This window comes from Stieleria sp. JC731, from assembly GCF_020966635.1.
GTDB lineage: Bacteria > Planctomycetota > Planctomycetia > Pirellulales > Pirellulaceae > Stieleria.
The window spans coordinates 219,124-235,619 of the sequence record NZ_JAJKFQ010000011.1; the positions used below are offsets into that span (position 1 = coordinate 219,124).

Sequence of the window (16,496 nt, forward strand, 5' to 3'; positions counted from 1 at the left end):
GCGTCTGAGCCGTTAACGCGCTAGCGTCGGTTGATGGAACGTTGGGTTGCTAGTCACTTAACCGCGGCTAGCGCCAATGCGGCTCAGAGTATTTGGCAATCGACCGACTATGGTCGATCGCGAAAGCTCCACTCGGGTGTTCCCTTGGGATCAGGATAATGCGGTGCTTTTCCGATCGCGAAATCTTCAGGCTGGATGCCTAGATTCTTCCAATATCCTTTTTCACGAATGAACCCGTAAAAGGTTGGATAGTAGGCATCAACAAAGGCAACGCTAGCTTTCTCGGGAACGTCTCGGTCGGTTAAAAAGTAAACCGAATTCACGATCAGTCGACGTAGGTCTTCATCGACGAAATCGACGCTGGCACCACCGGTGGTGCAAAAGGCTTGGCCAGTCGCGCCGCTGGGTGATTGATATTGATGCACCCATGCAAAGGGCTGCATTGGTGAGTTCTTTTCGCCATCAATGTTTTCGGACGAAGGATCGAGCGATTCCGTCACGGCAGCACGTAACAGGATTTGATCTTGGTCTGTTAGGTGGACGACGCCATAGACGTCCGATGGTGTAAACACCTCTCCGACCGATCGCAAAATTGGGTGATCGGCACCTGCGTCCACGACGACACTGCGGCCACCTTGTTGCTTGTGTTTGCCGTGGTGATTGACCCATTGTTCGCCGAGGATTTTTAGTCCGAATGCACCATAGGAAAGTTCTTTACCAAACTGGCCGTTGCCGTTGAATGCATGCGTCGATGTACGGAACCCGATGATCGGTTTGCCCGCATCAAGAAACTTGGTGACATGAACGGCGTCATCCCGGGACGGTTGCCGGAACCTTGTGCCGATGATCATCAGGTCCGCATCATCAAGCTCATTCCAGCCAACGACACCCTGTGAATTGTTTGGGTCGACGTACGAAAGGTCTTCGCTCATCGAGAACAAAACAACACAGTCATAGCCATGGTGAACCGAAAGTATTTTGGCAAGCATCGGCATCGATTCTTCGGTGCGATACTCTTCATCACCCGAAACAAGGACGACCTTGCCATGGGATTCACCCTTGGCAGGGAACTTCAAAATTCCAGATTCGGCGTGACCATTGGCAGAGCCAACCGTCATCAATCCAATCGTGGCCAGAAAACAGAGAAGAGACTGGGATAGGGAACGCAGAGGATTCGCGGGCGAGCAATTCATACCGGCAGCAGAAATTGGGAGGGCGGGATCTATTAAGACTGCTGCCAGTTTATCTTAAATCGTTTGCAGCAATCGTGCCCAACGCAATAAATCGTCGATTCCCAATTCTCCCCCGAGTGTGATTGGGTAGCCGGATTTAGAAAGTGGCGATAACCATGTCGGTCCGTCGTCCAGCGATTTTATAGGCATCAGGATTTGAAGTGAGCGATCCGGTTCGTTTTCGCGCAGACGAACTGCTGGGGGCCGAGCCTGATCGGACACCGCAATGCCATCGAAGTTTTTGCGGTCCGAAAGTGCCATCGCGATAACCATGGAATCCGCTGCCGTCGGTTTGCCATCCGCCGTGGCGGCTGTGGATGCGATCGCTGTCGCTGCAACCGGGACTCGTTGGCCCATCATCGTTGTCATTCGCGAAACGACATCGATTTCCGTTGGCTGCCAGCGTTGTTCGTCCTCGCTGCAGATCGCAAGCACAACGACTCCATTTTGAGTTGCTGACTTTCGATAGGCTTCCAATGCCGTTTTGGGATCGCGCTGATCCGGTGGAAGTAGCAGTACCAACAGGGCGAGACCGTCGATGTTTTCGTCCGGTTCAGGTGCGGCATAGGCGCCTAGGTTTGGAACATCAGGCAGACGCAGTTCCTTCGTGTCCCAGGGATCCGTTTCACCGGATGCTTCGCTCCACTCGAGAAGGTTTGCATCGGTCAGGTCGCCAGCGATAGACGTTGGTGTGACGGTTACTTGTTGTGATTCGCCATTGCGAGAAATCTGAAAAGCGATGTCCGTATCGGGCTCGGCAGTCACAAGTTTTCGTCGCAGCGTCGCGAGTGAATCAATTTCCGCATCGTTCATACGTTCGATCACGTCGCCTGATGTTAGTTTGCCATCGCTAGGCGATTCCGGGAGGACTCCGGCAACGGCGACGCTGGTACTCGCTTCGTCGCCTTCGCCAGTTTCGCGTTCGATCGCCCAAACACCGATGTACTGGGGGCTGAGCGGCGGAATCGTTTCTGCAAGTGTTACACGTACCGATTTGGTTTCGTCGCCCCGCCTGTATTGGATTTCGATTTCATCACCGGCATCGTAGGGGCCCAGTGCCTGCTTGACTTGTTGAAACATCGAAACGGGTTGTTTGGCGACTGACAGAATGGTGTCGCCCGCTTTCAAGCCAGCCTTTTCGGCCGGCGATCGTGTCCGGACCGCAGCCAGTTCGGTGTCCTGTTCCAATGGATCTTTGGAACGTGGAACAATGCCGATCAATCCTTTCTTGATGTCGGATCCATTTCGCAGACGTTTTAACTTTTCGGCAACGACCGGCGTCGGAACGGCGAAAGCGATTCCGCTGTCATACCAACTGGTGTCGTCTGGGGCGCCACCCGGTGCGACGGCAGGCACAACCAAGCCGATCGCATTGCCATACAGGTCGACCAACGGGCCGCCATAGTAAGTCGGTGATACACGGGCGTCGGTTTGCAGCATGGTGCCTTCGAGGCGACCGCTGGCACTGAGGATTCCGCTGCTGACCATTGGCGATTGATCGGTACCATAGCGACCGACGGCGACAACGGTTGAACCGACCGGTGTCGATACTTCGCTCGGCAGTTCGATTGCGGGCAGTTTTTGGTCTGTGTTGACTTGTAAAAGCACCAGCCCACGATGCTGATCACGCGCAACAACTTTTGACGCAAGACGTGTTTGGTCGGGTAGTACGACAAGCAGACTTGCCGAAGGTCGCCGCAAGATGATGTCCGACGCGATGACGAATCCCGAAGAGTCCACGATGAGGCCGCATGATGGCGCGTCGTTGGAAACTTCGCTCGATTCGGACCTTCCTGTCGTTTCCGCAACGCCGATGACTTCGATCGAAACAACCGATGGCAAGACTTGCTGTGCGGCGTTGCGGATAGCCATCGCCATCTGTTGCCGCTGTTGTGGTGTTTGACCGTGTGCAGGCGTCGCGACGATCGCCAAGCAAGTAGCGATTGCCAGCTGTATGAATCGTGAGATGCAAAGTTGTTTCACAGAATATGCTCTATTAGGGAACAAGCCGGACGGGCAGTACTTCGCTCTCACGTTGGATCGTCAGTGAGATCGCATCACGCCGATCGATTCGTCGAAGCAGTTCGGTAAAAGATTTTTGATCGCCAACACGGATGCCATTCAACAACAGGATCAGATCGTCGGGGCGTAATTCGGCTTTTTCGGCGGCGCTGCCTTTGGTCACTGTGTCGACATACACCGGCGTGTTTTCGAGAACATCGGGGACCAGTACCAATCCCAATGTCGCCAAGTTGTGTGAACGCTCGCGCGGTAGCACCGGGGTTTCCTCCGGTGGAGTCGTTGTGGCACGTCCCGCGATGATATCGCCAATGGCTTTGCGAAGCGCATCGATTGGGATCGCATAGTTCAGCCACACGCCCGTATTGGCATCGCGAAGTTCCTTTCCTAGCATGCCAAGCAGTTTCCCACTATCGTCAACGACAGCGCCACCTGCCGCACCGGGATTGTTGGCAATGAGGTCCAAGACAAGAATCTTGCCACGATAAGGCGTCTTAAAAACGCCTCGCCTAGCATCCAGATTGGTGATGCCGGAAATGACTCCTTGCATCAGGCTCGCCGGTTCATTCCCAGAAGCGATATTGAATAGGTTGCTTGCCGCTAAGATCGGATCGCCCCATTCGGCGTTTAGCTCTTTACCGACTTCAAAATAAGGCAAGTCCGATGCCTCGATCTTTAAAACGGCGAGTTCGAGAGATGGTTCGATCCCGATAATTTTGGACTCAAACCGTCGTCCGTCATCCAGAACCACGATGGGTTCCACATCCAAGACATAGCTCCAGACGGTCGCGATGTGTCCTTCCGGCGAAACGACAAAGCCACTTTGATAGGCTTCCAAGCCGCGGACACCGCCGGCACCATAAATCTTGGCGATCTTCTGTTGAATCTCGCGTGTCGCAGATGTTTGTTGGGCACTGCAAACGCCAACGAGGACTTGGGCTGTGAAAGCGATCGATAATAAAAATCGCATCATTGCGCTGATACCTCCTCACGCTCCCAACGGTTGACTTGAACGGTCAATTTTGTGTCCAAGCCGTACTTCAATTCAAGGCTTTCGATTTGATCGCCTTTGTGGTTGATCCATAGCTCGGCAGGATCGGAATCACGATCGGCAAAGACTTCGACGCATTCCACCATGCCGGAATCTGGATGCATCAACCAGCGAATTTCCATTTCGCCATAGATGCCGACCGTGCAGTCTCGCAGGGGACGTTTGCCACCGAGCGGCATTGTGCCGTGGAAATAGGCTTCGCCAAATTTGGTCGGCCCAACTTCGATCATCTTTCTCCAGCCATCCAACGCCGCCAAAATACCACCGACCGCGTCTCGATCGACCGCTTCGAATAGATCCGAAGGGTTCTCTGCGGTTAGCCGTGTTCCGCCCACGGTCATGGCCAAGCTTGCGTCGCTGACTTCCAATAAGATAGCGTCGCCGTCAGCATTCTTGCCTTCAATCGTCCACCGATAGCCTTGGTTGGGCTCGTCCTCGCTGGCGTTGGCCGGGAACTGTTGCCGCAGTCGATTGATAAATCGATCTTGCTGCTGTTGGTTGAAGTAGTAGTTAGCGAAACCTTTGCGATCGATGATCAGTTTCGATGCGGCATCGGGAATGCCGCTGCCGGCGTGAGCGGTTCGCTTCTCTTTCGATGGTGTGTCTTCGGATGGGGCGGCATCTTCATTGGGATTCGATTCGTCACCTTCCGATTCATCACCCTCAGACGGTTCAGATTTTTTTGGTTCGTCTGGAACTGGTGGTGGCGGTGGAAGCGCGGACTGCATCTTCGCGAGCAGTTCATCGCGACGATGAACGCCCATCAAACGGACCGGCACACGAAAAGTTTTGCCGGCTTCGCGGAACGCTATTTCGACTCGCCAACCGTTTGGCAGCGTCCCCAGGACGTTCTGAACATCATTAGCGGTTGTCACGACCCGGCCGTCGATCTCCAGTATTTCCGAGTTGAATCGCATGCCGCGCCGAAATGCGTCGCTGGATTCAAGAATGTTACTGACAACGACTCCGCCATCTGGATCCGTTGAAACGGTGGCCCCTAGTGTCGCGTGATCGACAATTCGACCACTGCGAAGATACCCTAGAAAATTCTTGGCTTGATTGATCGAGATCGCATACCCAACCCCAACATTGACTCGGCCACGCTTTTCGAATGAGCACCGACCGACAATACCCAGCAACTGCCCTTCACTGTTGTAAATTGGCCCGCCGGAATTACCAGGATTGATCGAGGCATCGGTTTGTAGGCAGTCTGCATATTCCAGCAGCGTTCCCGACGGGTATTGGTAGCGACCAACTCCACTAAGCATTCCCCACGTCACCGTCGGTTGTAGGTTTGTCGCCAGCAAGAAAGGGTTGCCAATCACCATGCACCAATCGCCGGCTTGTGCTTTAAGACTGTCAGCCATCTCGGCGACGGGGAAATCGTCGCGACCGAGTAACTTGATCATTGCCAAGTCACCGACCGGATCAAGTCCGACCAGCACCGCATCGTAAACACGGCCATCGCTAAGCCCGCAACGCATGTACGATCCGGCGGGACTCGTCACGTGAAAGTTCGTCAGCGCGTAGCCTTCGGGTGAAATCAAAACGCCGCTTCCGCCGCCTCCGCCGCCAGGAACGAAGACGCAAACAGCACTTGGTTTAGCCTTTTCGATTGCCGCGATCCGCGTTTGTTCTAGCGATACCAAGTCTGGTGGAAGCGACAAAGGTTCCGCTGCCTTCGCCAATCCCGTTGTGGACGCCAGTGCGATAACAGCGATTGTCACTAACGCGAGGGATGGGACCCATGTGCCAGTTCTAAAAAAGGAGACCGTGCCTGCGAGAACGCTTGTAGGACCGATGAACGCTTTGACCAATTGATAATTCACCATTACTTCAGCAGTCTCGGTTTAAAGAATCGAACAAGGTCACCGATATCGCCATCGTTCGTAGGCTGGACCGATAGTTTGATGCGACGAGCGCCCGCGACCGAAATTTGAAACCCGGCTAACTCGCTGTCTTGGACGTCTTGTTCCCAGCGGACCTCATCATCGACAACGATTTGAATTTTGATTTTACCTTTGCCTTCTGATTCGGACGCGCGGGAGACGCTGCCGGTGAAGTTTTCAAAACCCGATTCGATGCGGTATTCGATTTCGCCACCCGCGGCAGCGAGGATGTCGTCCTTATCCGACGATGGCGCGAACCATGCGTCAAACAATGATTCAGAGATTCCGGTCTTTAGGTATGGTTGCATGCGTTTGGATGCAGGTGGCTGACTGGCAAGCATCTGACGCGCACTGGCGAATTGGATTCGTTTGATCTGATTGACTGGGACGTCATGCTGGACACCCGCTTGAAGAGTCAACTGAACATCTTGGCCGTCATTGGCGAGTCGGATTCGGCTGGCCACCATACTGGATCCAAATACCGTTTCGACGCGCGTGCCGGAACTAGAGTTTTCGAGGATGTTGCGAAACAGGACGCCTTCGAGACGTTCAACCGGGGCTTCGATTTCGTCGCCATCAAGTTCGAAGTTGACGGTCTGTGCGCTGATCGACAAGATCACTCCTTCGACGGGATCAAGTTGATCGTTGGCGCGGCGAATGACCAGAAGGTCGGATCGCAATTCCTTTTCAAACAGTCCCAGCCACTGTGCGTCCGTCGCTGCGGCCGATGGCCGAAAGCGGATCGACCGAACGGCTTCCAAGGGGAACCCGATAGGCATTCGCTTGACCGGTGTCGCCGTCACATCGGACTCGTCTGAAATCACCGACGTTATTCGCAGATTTGATCCGTCGACCAGCGTTAGATTGATTGCCGGTGGGATCGCATCGCTTTGATTTGCCAAAGGACGCAGGCTGATGACCTGTGACAATTCATGGGGCTGAACCGGATCACCAATTGAAATCGACTCACCATTAATCGAGGTCCACTGACCTTGAACCTTTTCTCCAGAGCTGAGTTCGACTTCAACATCTGCAGCAAGTGCCGCATTAAACGTCAAAGCAACGGTGATGTTGACCACCGCTAGAAGTACCGTTGTCAGCGGGAACAATCTCTCTTGAGATAACTTCTCGAAGAACAACGGCCGGCAACGGTTTCGGCGCATGGCGTAAAGGATCTTGGGTGCGAAGCGAAATGGTTTGCCGCAGTTTACCATAGCTGACAAGTTACTATAGCTGGCAAAGAAATCCGGCTTGTCGAAGACGCCTCAGTTCGGCGAGACATTGTTCGGCGAATTGCTGTTCAGCAAATTACTGACCGCCCGCAAAATTACTGACCACCCGCATCGCGAAAAACGCATCCTAAAGCTCTCCGCGAAGTGCGAGAGATGGCACCCAGAAGGGGTGGCTTAGGCAGTTTGCGGCTTGCCCGGGATCGCTCGTCGACTTCTTCAGGTCACCCAGGATTTCTTCAGGTTGACGAGCGAAACGTCGCGGACCTGTTGGAATTGCTAGTATTCCACGTGAAAGAAAGCGTGGATCGGCGAATGCAATAAAGCGGACGGGGGTTGTCTGGCGGCTGGCATCACCCAGGAGAAAGCTTTGTTTTCTCGATTCTCGCCGTCTTATCGCGTCATGCTAGAAAGGAGTTGAAAGGATTTCGCTAGTCGTCCAAAGCAGAAGAAAGGGCGACATCATGGCGTGGAAAACCTGATTTCGCTGCCGGAACCCGCGATGAGGGACATGCGATCCGGCTGGCGAAACCAAATTGATTGACCAAGCTTACTCAGCAGCTTCTTCAGCTTCTGGAGTTTCAACAGCTGGGGTTTCTGCCGCTGCAGTGGTGTTTGCAGTGGTGTTGTCGCTAGCGACTTCTTCGGTCTCTGGCGCTGGTGGCTTTGGAGGTTGGCAGCCGGTTGAAACGAGTGCCAAAGCGACGGTCGAGATACCGAGCAGGTTGCAAAGAACTTTCTTCATTTGCCTTGTTTTGTAGGTTGGTGGGAAAAACAGAAACCTGATTTGCACTTTCGATTGTTGGCACGAACGGGCAATTGCACCATACCCGGCAGCCAGAAATCTCTGTTCAGAGGCCTTAATGGGGATCTAAACACCCTCATTGCGAAAAAACCGGTATGACCGGTCCTCGCCAGGCCGGAATTCCCCGTGGATGTGTGAAAACCATCAGCGCGAAGGTTGAACAGTGCCGATAGGCACGTTGGCCATCCCTCCATCTCACAAATCCGCACCTACCATGAAGATTACCTCAATTGATTGCTTTCGACGCATCGCCATCGTCGCAGCCGCCACTGTCTGTGTGACAAGCGTCGCCTCGGCTCAATATCCAAAGCCGGGAACATACGAATCCAATGAGGCGGCACCACGACTGTTTAATTCGTCGCTGTACGAAGGCAGCGAAAATGTTTTCGAAGACGAGTTTCCTGTCTTCGCTGACGATGCACAGTCAGCAACAGAGATTGCCGAAGCGAACGCGTTGATGAATAGCGATCAGCCCGAGACGAAGTCGGTGGCGGCCGCTTCGATCGCGCGAAACTCAATCAAACAGGCCCCGGAAAAGGTTCTGCAGAAGCCACAAAGTGCGCCAATGGGTGTGCTCGTTGACGATGTGTCGAGTTCATCGGACCGTTCGTTCGATAAGCCAACGGTTTCAGAACTACGTCAGGCACGAGCACAACTACGCGAGAAACAGCGTCTGCAGCGGATGGAACGCAACTTGTGGTACGGTTACGAGCCGCTGCGTCCCAACTGGAATGCTGTTCCAATGACGCACAGCCGATACAACTATCGATCGACCATTGTCGTTCCCGTCTACTACGGTGTTCGCTAGTCGCCGCGACAGGTGACTGAATCGATCTGTCAGGAATTTCGATCTGACAGTTGATACAGGAACACAAGAACGGAACGCTCATCCTGCGATTCAGCTGGCCCGGAAATCACAGTGGATGAGCGATCGATAGGGAAAACGCACAAAGCAACGTCCGTGAACCGGGCGTTGCTTTTCTTTTTTGGGGGTACCCTTGAACCGGTCACCGTTTGATATCGAAGCTTCGACAAGCGGCATAAGTGATCTCTTGTCGTTGACTTGATCGATTGTGACGAATGTTGTGATTCCGGAATCCCTATCTTTCGTAGCGAACAGACCTGGGGAGGTTGAGCCTCGTGCAGTGATGCACACAACGGTTCTTATCGCGGGCGGGTCGCTCTGCCGATAGCGTTTGTATCGGGATCAACGCGGTTCGCGAAATGCATTGGCACGACGCAACCTTAGTACTGATCCTGTGGCGAACTTTACCGATTGTCGTCTTGCCTCTGGCGATACTTTTCATGGACAAAGAAATCAACGTTCTGGCTCTAGTCAAAGGGGAAGAAAAATTCATCTTCCTATTTGATGACGCTAATCGCGATCAAACCCTTCGACAGTTGGCTCGCTATGCGGCCAACCCAGAATTGGATTTTTCTTGGTACGACGCCGCAATGCTAAGCCGCAAAATTCGTGATGCGGTCCCAACCGATGATGATCTGATGATCGACAACGAGTTGGATAATCTATCGCTCGAAGATTTCAAATAATCGAGGCGCGCAAGCTCTTTTCCGACGACAGGTTCGCATAGAAAGGATTCGATGAACTCGGCCATTGCACAGTTCTTGCGTTATTTGGTCAACGAACGCAACGCGAGTGAGTTGACGATCAAATCCTATCGCGAAGATCTCTTTTCGTTCGTCGAATGGCTTGAAGCGACACACGGTCGTGTTCCCCACCCTGCTCAATTAACCCCGCAGGATTTGCGAGCCTTTCAGTCGGCACTACAACAAGCCGAATACGCTCGCACAAGCATCGCTCGAAAGTTGGCCGCATTAAGAAGCTTCTATAAGTTTGCGATGCGAGAGGGTATCGCGAACAGTAATCCGGCAAAACCACTTCGCAATCCACGTCGACAACGGAAGTTGCCTCACGTGCTGACTGACGATGAGATCGGTCGTCTGCTGCTGGCGCCGCCTGCTGATAAGGCCGACGGGCTACGCGATCGAGCGATCTTGGAAACGATGTATTCCGCAGGGCTTCGGGTAAGCGAGCTTGTCGGGCTGCAAGACGGCGATCTGGATATGGCCGAAGGGATCGTGCGTGTACGTGGTAAAGGGCGCAAAGAGCGAATTTGCCCTCTAGGGTCGTTCGCGATCAAAGCGATTCAGGCGTATTCAGGCAAACGCGAACGCAGTCCAGAAGCGAACGCCTTGGGACGCAAAGCACCGGTCTTTGTCAATCGGTTCGGCAACGGACTGACAACACGAAGCATCGGTCGGATGTTGGAAAAGCACCTTGCGATCGCCGGGCTGGATTCAAGAACGAGCCCTCACACGCTCCGTCATTCCTTTGCGACACATCTGCTGGACCGAGGGGCTGACATTCGCAGCGTTCAAGAGTTGCTCGGTCACAAAAGCTTGGCAACAACGCAAATCTACACGCACGTTAGCGCTGCGAGCCTGCTGCAGGTCTATGAAAAGGCTCACCCGAGGGCAGTCTAAAAAGAGGGCGGAATAAAAACACGCCTGTGATCACGCGAAGATGCCCTAGCCTTCGCCTATTGCTTCGTTCCATATGAGAATACGGGTTCGGGTCATCAGCCAAAGGACGTTAGCCCGGTTATCGCACTGAAACCGTGGCTAACGCCATACGGCTAATCCTAAAATCGAGTTGGAACGAAACACTAAACCCCTGTTTCCATTTCGTCGTTCGGCGGAATGATTTCCGAAATCGTCGATCGTAGCTCTCCATTGCTCAAGACGGTTCGGATCGTGTCACCGATAGCCAGTTTGGACGCGTCCTGCACCGCTTGGCTTTCGTCATCCAATGTCACGCTATAACCCCGTGCCAGTGTTGACAAAGGCGACAAAGCGGAAAGGGTTGCGGCTAACTGGCCAACAGCAGCTTTTGACTTGTCGACTTTTCTGCCGATGGCATTTTTGGCACGCTGATCAAGTTCGTCTAGCATCCGAGATCGCAAGTGAACCATTTCCATCGGCTTGGCCAAAGCCGGGTGGCGTTGCAAGTTGGTGAGCATTAACCGTTTGTGTTGCAACTGCTGTGCGATCGCGCGATGCATTCTCGTTTCGAGCTCTTGGACTCGACCGACCGTCGCGGATCGGTCTGGGAAGACACGAGTGGCCGCATCGGTTGGGGTCAACGCACGCATGTCCGCGGCCAAGTCTGCCAGGGTGACGTCGACTTCGTGACCGACAGCAGAGACCGTTGGGATCGGACATTCGGCGATCGCACGTACAACACGCTCTTCGTTAAACGTCCAAAGGTCTTCTAAGCTGCCGCCACCGCGGGTGACGACGACAACTTCCAGTTTCGGCCTGATCATTGCCGCGGCTTTCAAGCCGCGCTGGATCGTTTCCGCTGCACCGGGGCCTTGAACCTGCGCCGGGATCACAAAAATCTCGGCATCCAACATCCGACGTCGTGCCGAGACGAGGAAATCGTGGACGGCGGCGCCACTGGGGCTGGTGATCAACCCGATCCGTCGCGGGTGAGCCGGAAGTGGCTGTTTGCGTTCGAGCGAGAAAAGTCCTTCGTTGTTAAGCTTGACTTTAAGTTTCTCGAAAGCCGCTTGTAACGCACCGACACCTTGTGCCTCGACCTTGCGGACAACGATTTGGTAGGTACCACGAACGGTGTAGACCTCCAGCCCGCCGAAGCATAAAAGCGATTGGCCGTTTTCGATTTGAAAACGAAGCGTCGACGCCATGCTTCGCCACATGACCGCGCGAATTTGCGAGTCATCATCTTTCAGCGTGAAATAGATGTGACCGCTACGAGGTTTGGACACATCGGAAACTTCACCGGCGACCCACATCGGCGGGAAGGTTCCTTCGACCACCGCTTTCAAGTGGTGGTTCAGTTCGCTGACCGAGATCGCTTGGTTCGGTCCACTATCTTCAAATTCGGTGCGGTCGCTCAAAACTGTTTAGCTCAGCCGTTCCATTGACCGGAGAAGATTTCTGTCGCGGGCCCGGTCTTGATGACATGGCCAGACGTTTCGTCCCAACGCAATGTCAGGTCGCCACCGAGCAGGTGATTCAAAATCTGTCGTTCGGTTCGACCGGAAAGGACACCTGCAACACAGACGGCGGACGCCCCGGTACCGCAGGCCCAGGTTTCGCCGGATCCACGTTCCCAGGTTCGCTGTCGGACTTCGGTTGGCGAAATCACTTCGACGAATTCCACGTTGATCCGATTCGGAAAACGCGGATCGGTCTCGATTTTTGGTCCCAAGCCCAGCACCAACTCGTCAGTCGCCTCGGGAACAAAGATTACGCAGTGGGGATTTCCCATCGAGACACAGGTCACCTTAAATGTCTGACCGGCAAACTCGACTGGGACATCGATGACATGACCTTGTTCATCGCCGGAGATCGTTGTGGGAACTTTTGGCCCGACCAATTCGGGTGGTCCCATGTCGACGGTGACCTGCGATACCAGGCCATCATCGTCGGTTTCGCAGTCAAGTTTCAGAATGCCCGCACCGGTTTCGATGTTCAGCGATTTCGAGGAGTTGATTCCGTGGTCATAAATGAATTTGGCGACGCAGCGGATTGCATTGCCGCACATTTCGCTTTCACTACCGTCGGCATTGAACATCTGCATGCGAGCATCAGCGACCTCGCTTGGACGGATCAGCACCAGTCCGTCTCCGCCAACTCCGAAGTGGCGGTGAGAGATCTTTTGGGCAAGTTCGGGGAGGTTTTCCGGTACTGCCTGGGAAAAGCAGTCAATGTAAACGTAGTCGTTTCCGGCGCCATGCATCTTTGTAATGTTCATGCGCAACATGCTATGCAAAGGAACGTGGGCTTAAAAGATGCCGACGAGAAGCTGCCTGCAGATCAGGCCGCGAGATGATTGACACGCCGAGTGGTGCATTGGTTCGCTGCTGGAGCATTGATCGGCCGGTCAATGAACGCCACCTGCGACTATTTACGGCGTTTCAGCGGCGTCCTTTTCGGTGGCAGGCTGCTGCGTCGTCGGCAACGTCATTCGGAAGCAGCAGCCGGCACCGGTGGGGGAATCAACGATAGTCAAATCACCGCCGTGTTCTTTCAGGATTTTTGCGCTGACGGGTAGTCCCAGCCCCGTTCCTCGGGCACCTTTTTTAGACTCGAACAGCGAAAACACTTTTTGGCGATCGTCTTCCGCGATGCCGGGGCCGTTGTCGACGACATCGACGATCCAACCCAAGTTGGGGTCGTAGTTCGACATCACCGCGACTTTGCCTTGTAGCTCATCGTCGTCCGAGGGAGCGTCGGACTGTTTTTGTTGCTCTTTGACCGCATCGATCGCGTTGGTCACTAGATTCAAGATCGCTTGGTGCAGAGCATCAGGATCAAAGAAGGCTTCCGGCAACTCCTCGGCTAAGAACGTTTCCAGCAGGACATCGGATTCTTTGGCGCGAGTTTGCATCAGCTCGGCGACATCCTGGATCGTTTCGTTTAGGTCTGCTTCGACTTTTTGCGGCTCCCGTTCTTTTGAGAACGTCAGCATGTCGAGGACTAGATTCGAAATGCGATCTTGGTTCCGGTCGACGATCGTCCAGCCACGTTTAACGGCGTCCGTGTCCTCGTGCTTGAGACCGGATTCGATCAGAAAGCTTCCGCCACGAATGCCTTGCAAGATGTTTTTGACATGGTGTGAAAGCGTCGCGATCGCTTGTCCCATCGCGGCGAGACGTTCACTTTGTAGCAACGCGGAATAGTAAAAAGTATCTTCGATCGCCAGCGCCGCTTGATGCCCAATCGCGGTGATCAACCGCAGGTGTTCATCGGTAAAACGGTGTGTGGTCCCACGGCGGACGATCTGGCCGGGTGAAGTGTACGTGTCGATGTATAACGCACCGACAATGTCGTATCGTCCTTGCAGCGGAACACATAAGGCTTCACGAACGCCGCCTTGGACAATGGATGCGGCCGCGTCGAAACGCGCATCGTCACTGGCATCGCTTGTGCGGACGCCTTCGGCACGTTCCAAGACATAGTCTAAAATCGTGCTGCTGATGCTGATCGGGGCTTCGTGCTTCTGGCCACCATCGGTTTGACGATCGCAACGTGCCGCAGGTCGCAGCTCGCTCGTTTCTGCATCACGCAACATGATGCAGCCGCGGTCCGCATCAACCCAGTCAAAAACCAATTGCAGGATCCGATCGAGCAGCTCGTCCAAATCATCTGTACGTCCAACCGCCAGGGCGGTCAGGTACATGACTTCCAGCGAACGGTCCGTGTCGGTGAGCGTGCTGATGGAACCTTCGATCGGGTCATCCGATTTATCCGAAACGGCAGTTTCAAAGGGCGGGGAAGCTTCCGCGACAACATCGGACGCCGAGTCGCTTCGGAACGGGATCACGCCTGGACGCGAAGTCGGGCGAACAAAAGAGGACACGATTCGGCTGGCATCGGCAGCACCACCATGTCGAACAATGTCGACTCCATGTGCCGCTTCGACCGCAGTCGGTTGTCCGGTCCCGGTAAAGATCAATAACGTGCCGCCGATTTCGATTCGGTCGCCGCTTGCCAGCCTTTGCTCGCCAACGGTGTGCCCGTTGACCTGCGTGCCGTTGCTGCTGTTTAAATCGATCAGTGTGCAAACGCCGTTGGACTCGATGCGAATTTCCGCGTGGTTCCGCGAGGCCTCGCCATCAAGCAATTGCACATCGTTATGCGTGTCACGCCCGATGCGCACGACGGGCCCTGCAAGCACAAAATGCTTTCCCTGGTCACGACCTCGGACGACGTATAAAGATGCCATGCCTCAAAAGATAAACATCTGGGTAGCTTTGCTTAACCCCGCTTGCACAAATGCGAGGCAGATTGCGGCGAGGGAGAGAGGTTCGACACCAGTCTCGCTGCGTTGGGCCACAATTTACCGGAGAACATTTTAATGGGCCACAAGGTCAGGGGGGATCAGGTTGGCAGCCAGGAGTGGTTTGTATCAGCGACCACCATGATAGATCGAACGCAATCGCCCCGTTTGTCCGCTTGCCACATCGATTTGACCGCCCGCGATGAAGGTCTGCAAATAAGTCCTGCGAATGGCTTGAAAAGAGTTGTGAAGTTTCGTGGCGGCACATGCGCCAACGTTGGGCGGACAATTTACAATAGACCACCGTTGGCCAGATGCCCACGTATTTCCATCCGCTGTAAATCCGCTTTAGGAGAACCGAATGGTTCAGCCGCCACCGCTCGAACAAAACCCTTCGCAACCGGAACCCAATGACGCCGAACTGGCGTCCGAATTGGTCAAGTCTTGTAAAGCGATTCGGGACCAAGTCGCACGTGTGGTCGTCGGGCAAAACGAAGTTGTCGAGCAGTTGTTGATCGCGATTCTGTCGCGAGGCCATTGTCTACTCGAAGGCGTACCGGGTTTGGCAAAGACCCTGATGATCCGCACGCTAGCACAGTCGATGCATTTGGATTTTCATCGAATCCAGTTTACGCCTGACTTGATGCCCGGTGACATCACCGGCACGGACATCATCCAAGAAGACCCCGAAACTGGACGCCGAAAACTTCTTTTCGAGCGTGGACCGATCTTCACGCAAATGCTGTTGGCAGACGAAATCAACCGCACGCCACCAAAAACACAGGCGGCTCTGTTGGAAGCGATGCAGGAGCACGAAGTGACGGCCGGCGGAAAAACCTATTCGCTGACCGAGCCGTTCTTTGTGCTCGCGACGCAGAACCCGATCGAACAGGAAGGCACGTATCCCCTGCCCGAAGCACAGCGTGACCGCTTCCTTTTTCATGTCGTCGTGGACTATCCGACTCGGGACGAAGAAGCCGAGATCGTAGATCGAACCACGTCAACGTTTGATGCCGAAGTCAAGGCTGTGGTAACGGGAGAGCAGATCGTCGCGTTCCAGCGAACCGTTCGCCGCGTTCCCCTGCCCCCCCACGTCAAAGACTGGGTATTAGATGCCGTCCGCGCTGTCCGCCCATCTGATCCGCAGTGTGCTTCTTGGGCAAAAGACCTTGTCGAATGGGGGCCAGGCCCTCGGGCAAGCCAGCAACTTGTCTTGGCTGCCAAGTCGCGTGCGCTCATGCACGGACGCCCGCAGGTGACGATCGAAGACGTTCAAACATTAGCGTTGCCGGTTCTAAGACACCGCATCGTTCCGACATTTACGGCCGAAGCGGATGGTATTACCTGTGACGATTTGATCCGCAGGTTGATCAAAGATCTGTCGCCAAAGAAAGCTTCGGCTCTTTGAGTCAGTCAACAAAAAACGCCCGTCATTGAAT

The 16,496-nt window shown here is 54.3% G+C and carries 13 protein-coding genes; 4 read left to right on the top strand and 9 right to left on the bottom strand.

The window, feature by feature from the left end; translation table 11 throughout:
• Positions 1-107 precede the first annotated feature (107 nt).
• The 6 genes from LOC67_RS17885 to LOC67_RS17910 form a co-directional block, all read right to left on the bottom strand.
• Positions 108-1,118, bottom strand: a complete 1,011-nt coding sequence (locus LOC67_RS17885; RefSeq protein WP_230264030.1) for a hypothetical protein — start codon at positions 1,116-1,118, stop codon at positions 108-110.
• Between the two features lie 129 nt (positions 1,119-1,247).
• Positions 1,248-3,215: a PDZ domain-containing protein gene (locus LOC67_RS17890; protein ID WP_230264031.1), complete on the bottom strand. Its 1,968-nt coding sequence runs from the start codon at positions 3,213-3,215 to the stop codon at positions 1,248-1,250.
• 13 nt (positions 3,216-3,228) lie between these two features.
• The gene (locus LOC67_RS17895; RefSeq protein ID WP_230264032.1) at positions 3,229-4,224 is read right to left on the bottom strand and encodes a S1C family serine protease; all 996 of its coding nucleotides are present in this window, start codon (positions 4,222-4,224) and stop codon (positions 3,229-3,231) included.
• A complete protein-coding gene (locus LOC67_RS17900; protein ID WP_230264033.1) occupies positions 4,221-6,134 on the bottom strand; it encodes a S1C family serine protease in 1,914 nt (637 codons plus the stop codon). Before LOC67_RS17900 ends, LOC67_RS17895 begins: the two co-directional genes overlap by 4 nt.
• Positions 6,134-7,354 carry an NPCBM/NEW2 domain-containing protein gene (locus LOC67_RS17905; RefSeq protein WP_230264034.1) on the bottom strand — a complete coding sequence of 407 codons (1,221 nt, stop codon included), beginning with the start codon at positions 7,352-7,354 and terminating at the stop codon, positions 6,134-6,136. Before LOC67_RS17905 ends, LOC67_RS17900 begins: the two co-directional genes overlap by 1 nt.
• A 616-nt stretch (positions 7,355-7,970) precedes the next feature.
• A complete protein-coding gene (locus tag LOC67_RS17910) occupies positions 7,971-8,165 on the bottom strand; it encodes a hypothetical protein (protein WP_230264035.1) in 195 nt (64 codons plus the stop codon).
• Between the two features lie 274 nt (positions 8,166-8,439).
• On the opposite strand from LOC67_RS17910, the gene LOC67_RS17915 reads away from it, so the two are divergent.
• From LOC67_RS17915 to xerC, 3 genes are all read left to right on the top strand, one after another.
• Positions 8,440-9,033, top strand: coding sequence for a hypothetical protein (locus LOC67_RS17915; RefSeq protein WP_230264036.1), 594 nt, complete (start codon positions 8,440-8,442; stop codon positions 9,031-9,033).
• Positions 9,034-9,449: 416 nt separating this feature from the next.
• The gene (locus tag LOC67_RS17920; RefSeq protein WP_230264037.1) at positions 9,450-9,776 is read left to right on the top strand and encodes a hypothetical protein; all 327 of its coding nucleotides are present in this window, start codon (positions 9,450-9,452) and stop codon (positions 9,774-9,776) included.
• Positions 9,777-9,827: 51 nt separating this feature from the next.
• Positions 9,828-10,730, top strand: a complete 903-nt coding sequence (gene xerC / locus LOC67_RS17925) for a tyrosine recombinase XerC (protein WP_230264039.1) — start codon at positions 9,828-9,830, stop codon at positions 10,728-10,730.
• 182 nt (positions 10,731-10,912) lie between these two features.
• Here the strand turns inward: xerC and xseA are convergent, their stop codons facing one another.
• From xseA to LOC67_RS17940, 3 genes are all read right to left on the bottom strand, one after another.
• A complete protein-coding gene (gene xseA, locus LOC67_RS17930; protein ID WP_230264041.1) occupies positions 10,913-12,169 on the bottom strand; it encodes an exodeoxyribonuclease VII large subunit in 1,257 nt (418 codons plus the stop codon).
• Positions 12,170-12,180: 11 nt separating this feature from the next.
• Positions 12,181-13,029 carry a diaminopimelate epimerase gene (gene dapF / locus LOC67_RS17935; protein ID WP_230264043.1) on the bottom strand — a complete coding sequence of 283 codons (849 nt, stop codon included), beginning with the start codon at positions 13,027-13,029 and terminating at the stop codon, positions 12,181-12,183.
• Positions 13,030-13,182: 153 nt separating this feature from the next.
• Complete coding sequence (locus tag LOC67_RS17940; protein ID WP_230264044.1) at positions 13,183-15,003, bottom strand: ATP-binding protein; 1,821 nt, start codon at positions 15,001-15,003, stop codon at positions 13,183-13,185.
• A gap of 415 nt (positions 15,004-15,418) precedes the next feature.
• On the opposite strand from LOC67_RS17940, the gene LOC67_RS17945 reads away from it, so the two are divergent.
• Positions 15,419-16,465, top strand: coding sequence for an AAA family ATPase (locus LOC67_RS17945; protein WP_230264045.1), 1,047 nt, complete (start codon positions 15,419-15,421; stop codon positions 16,463-16,465).
• Positions 16,466-16,496: the final 31 nt, after the last annotated feature.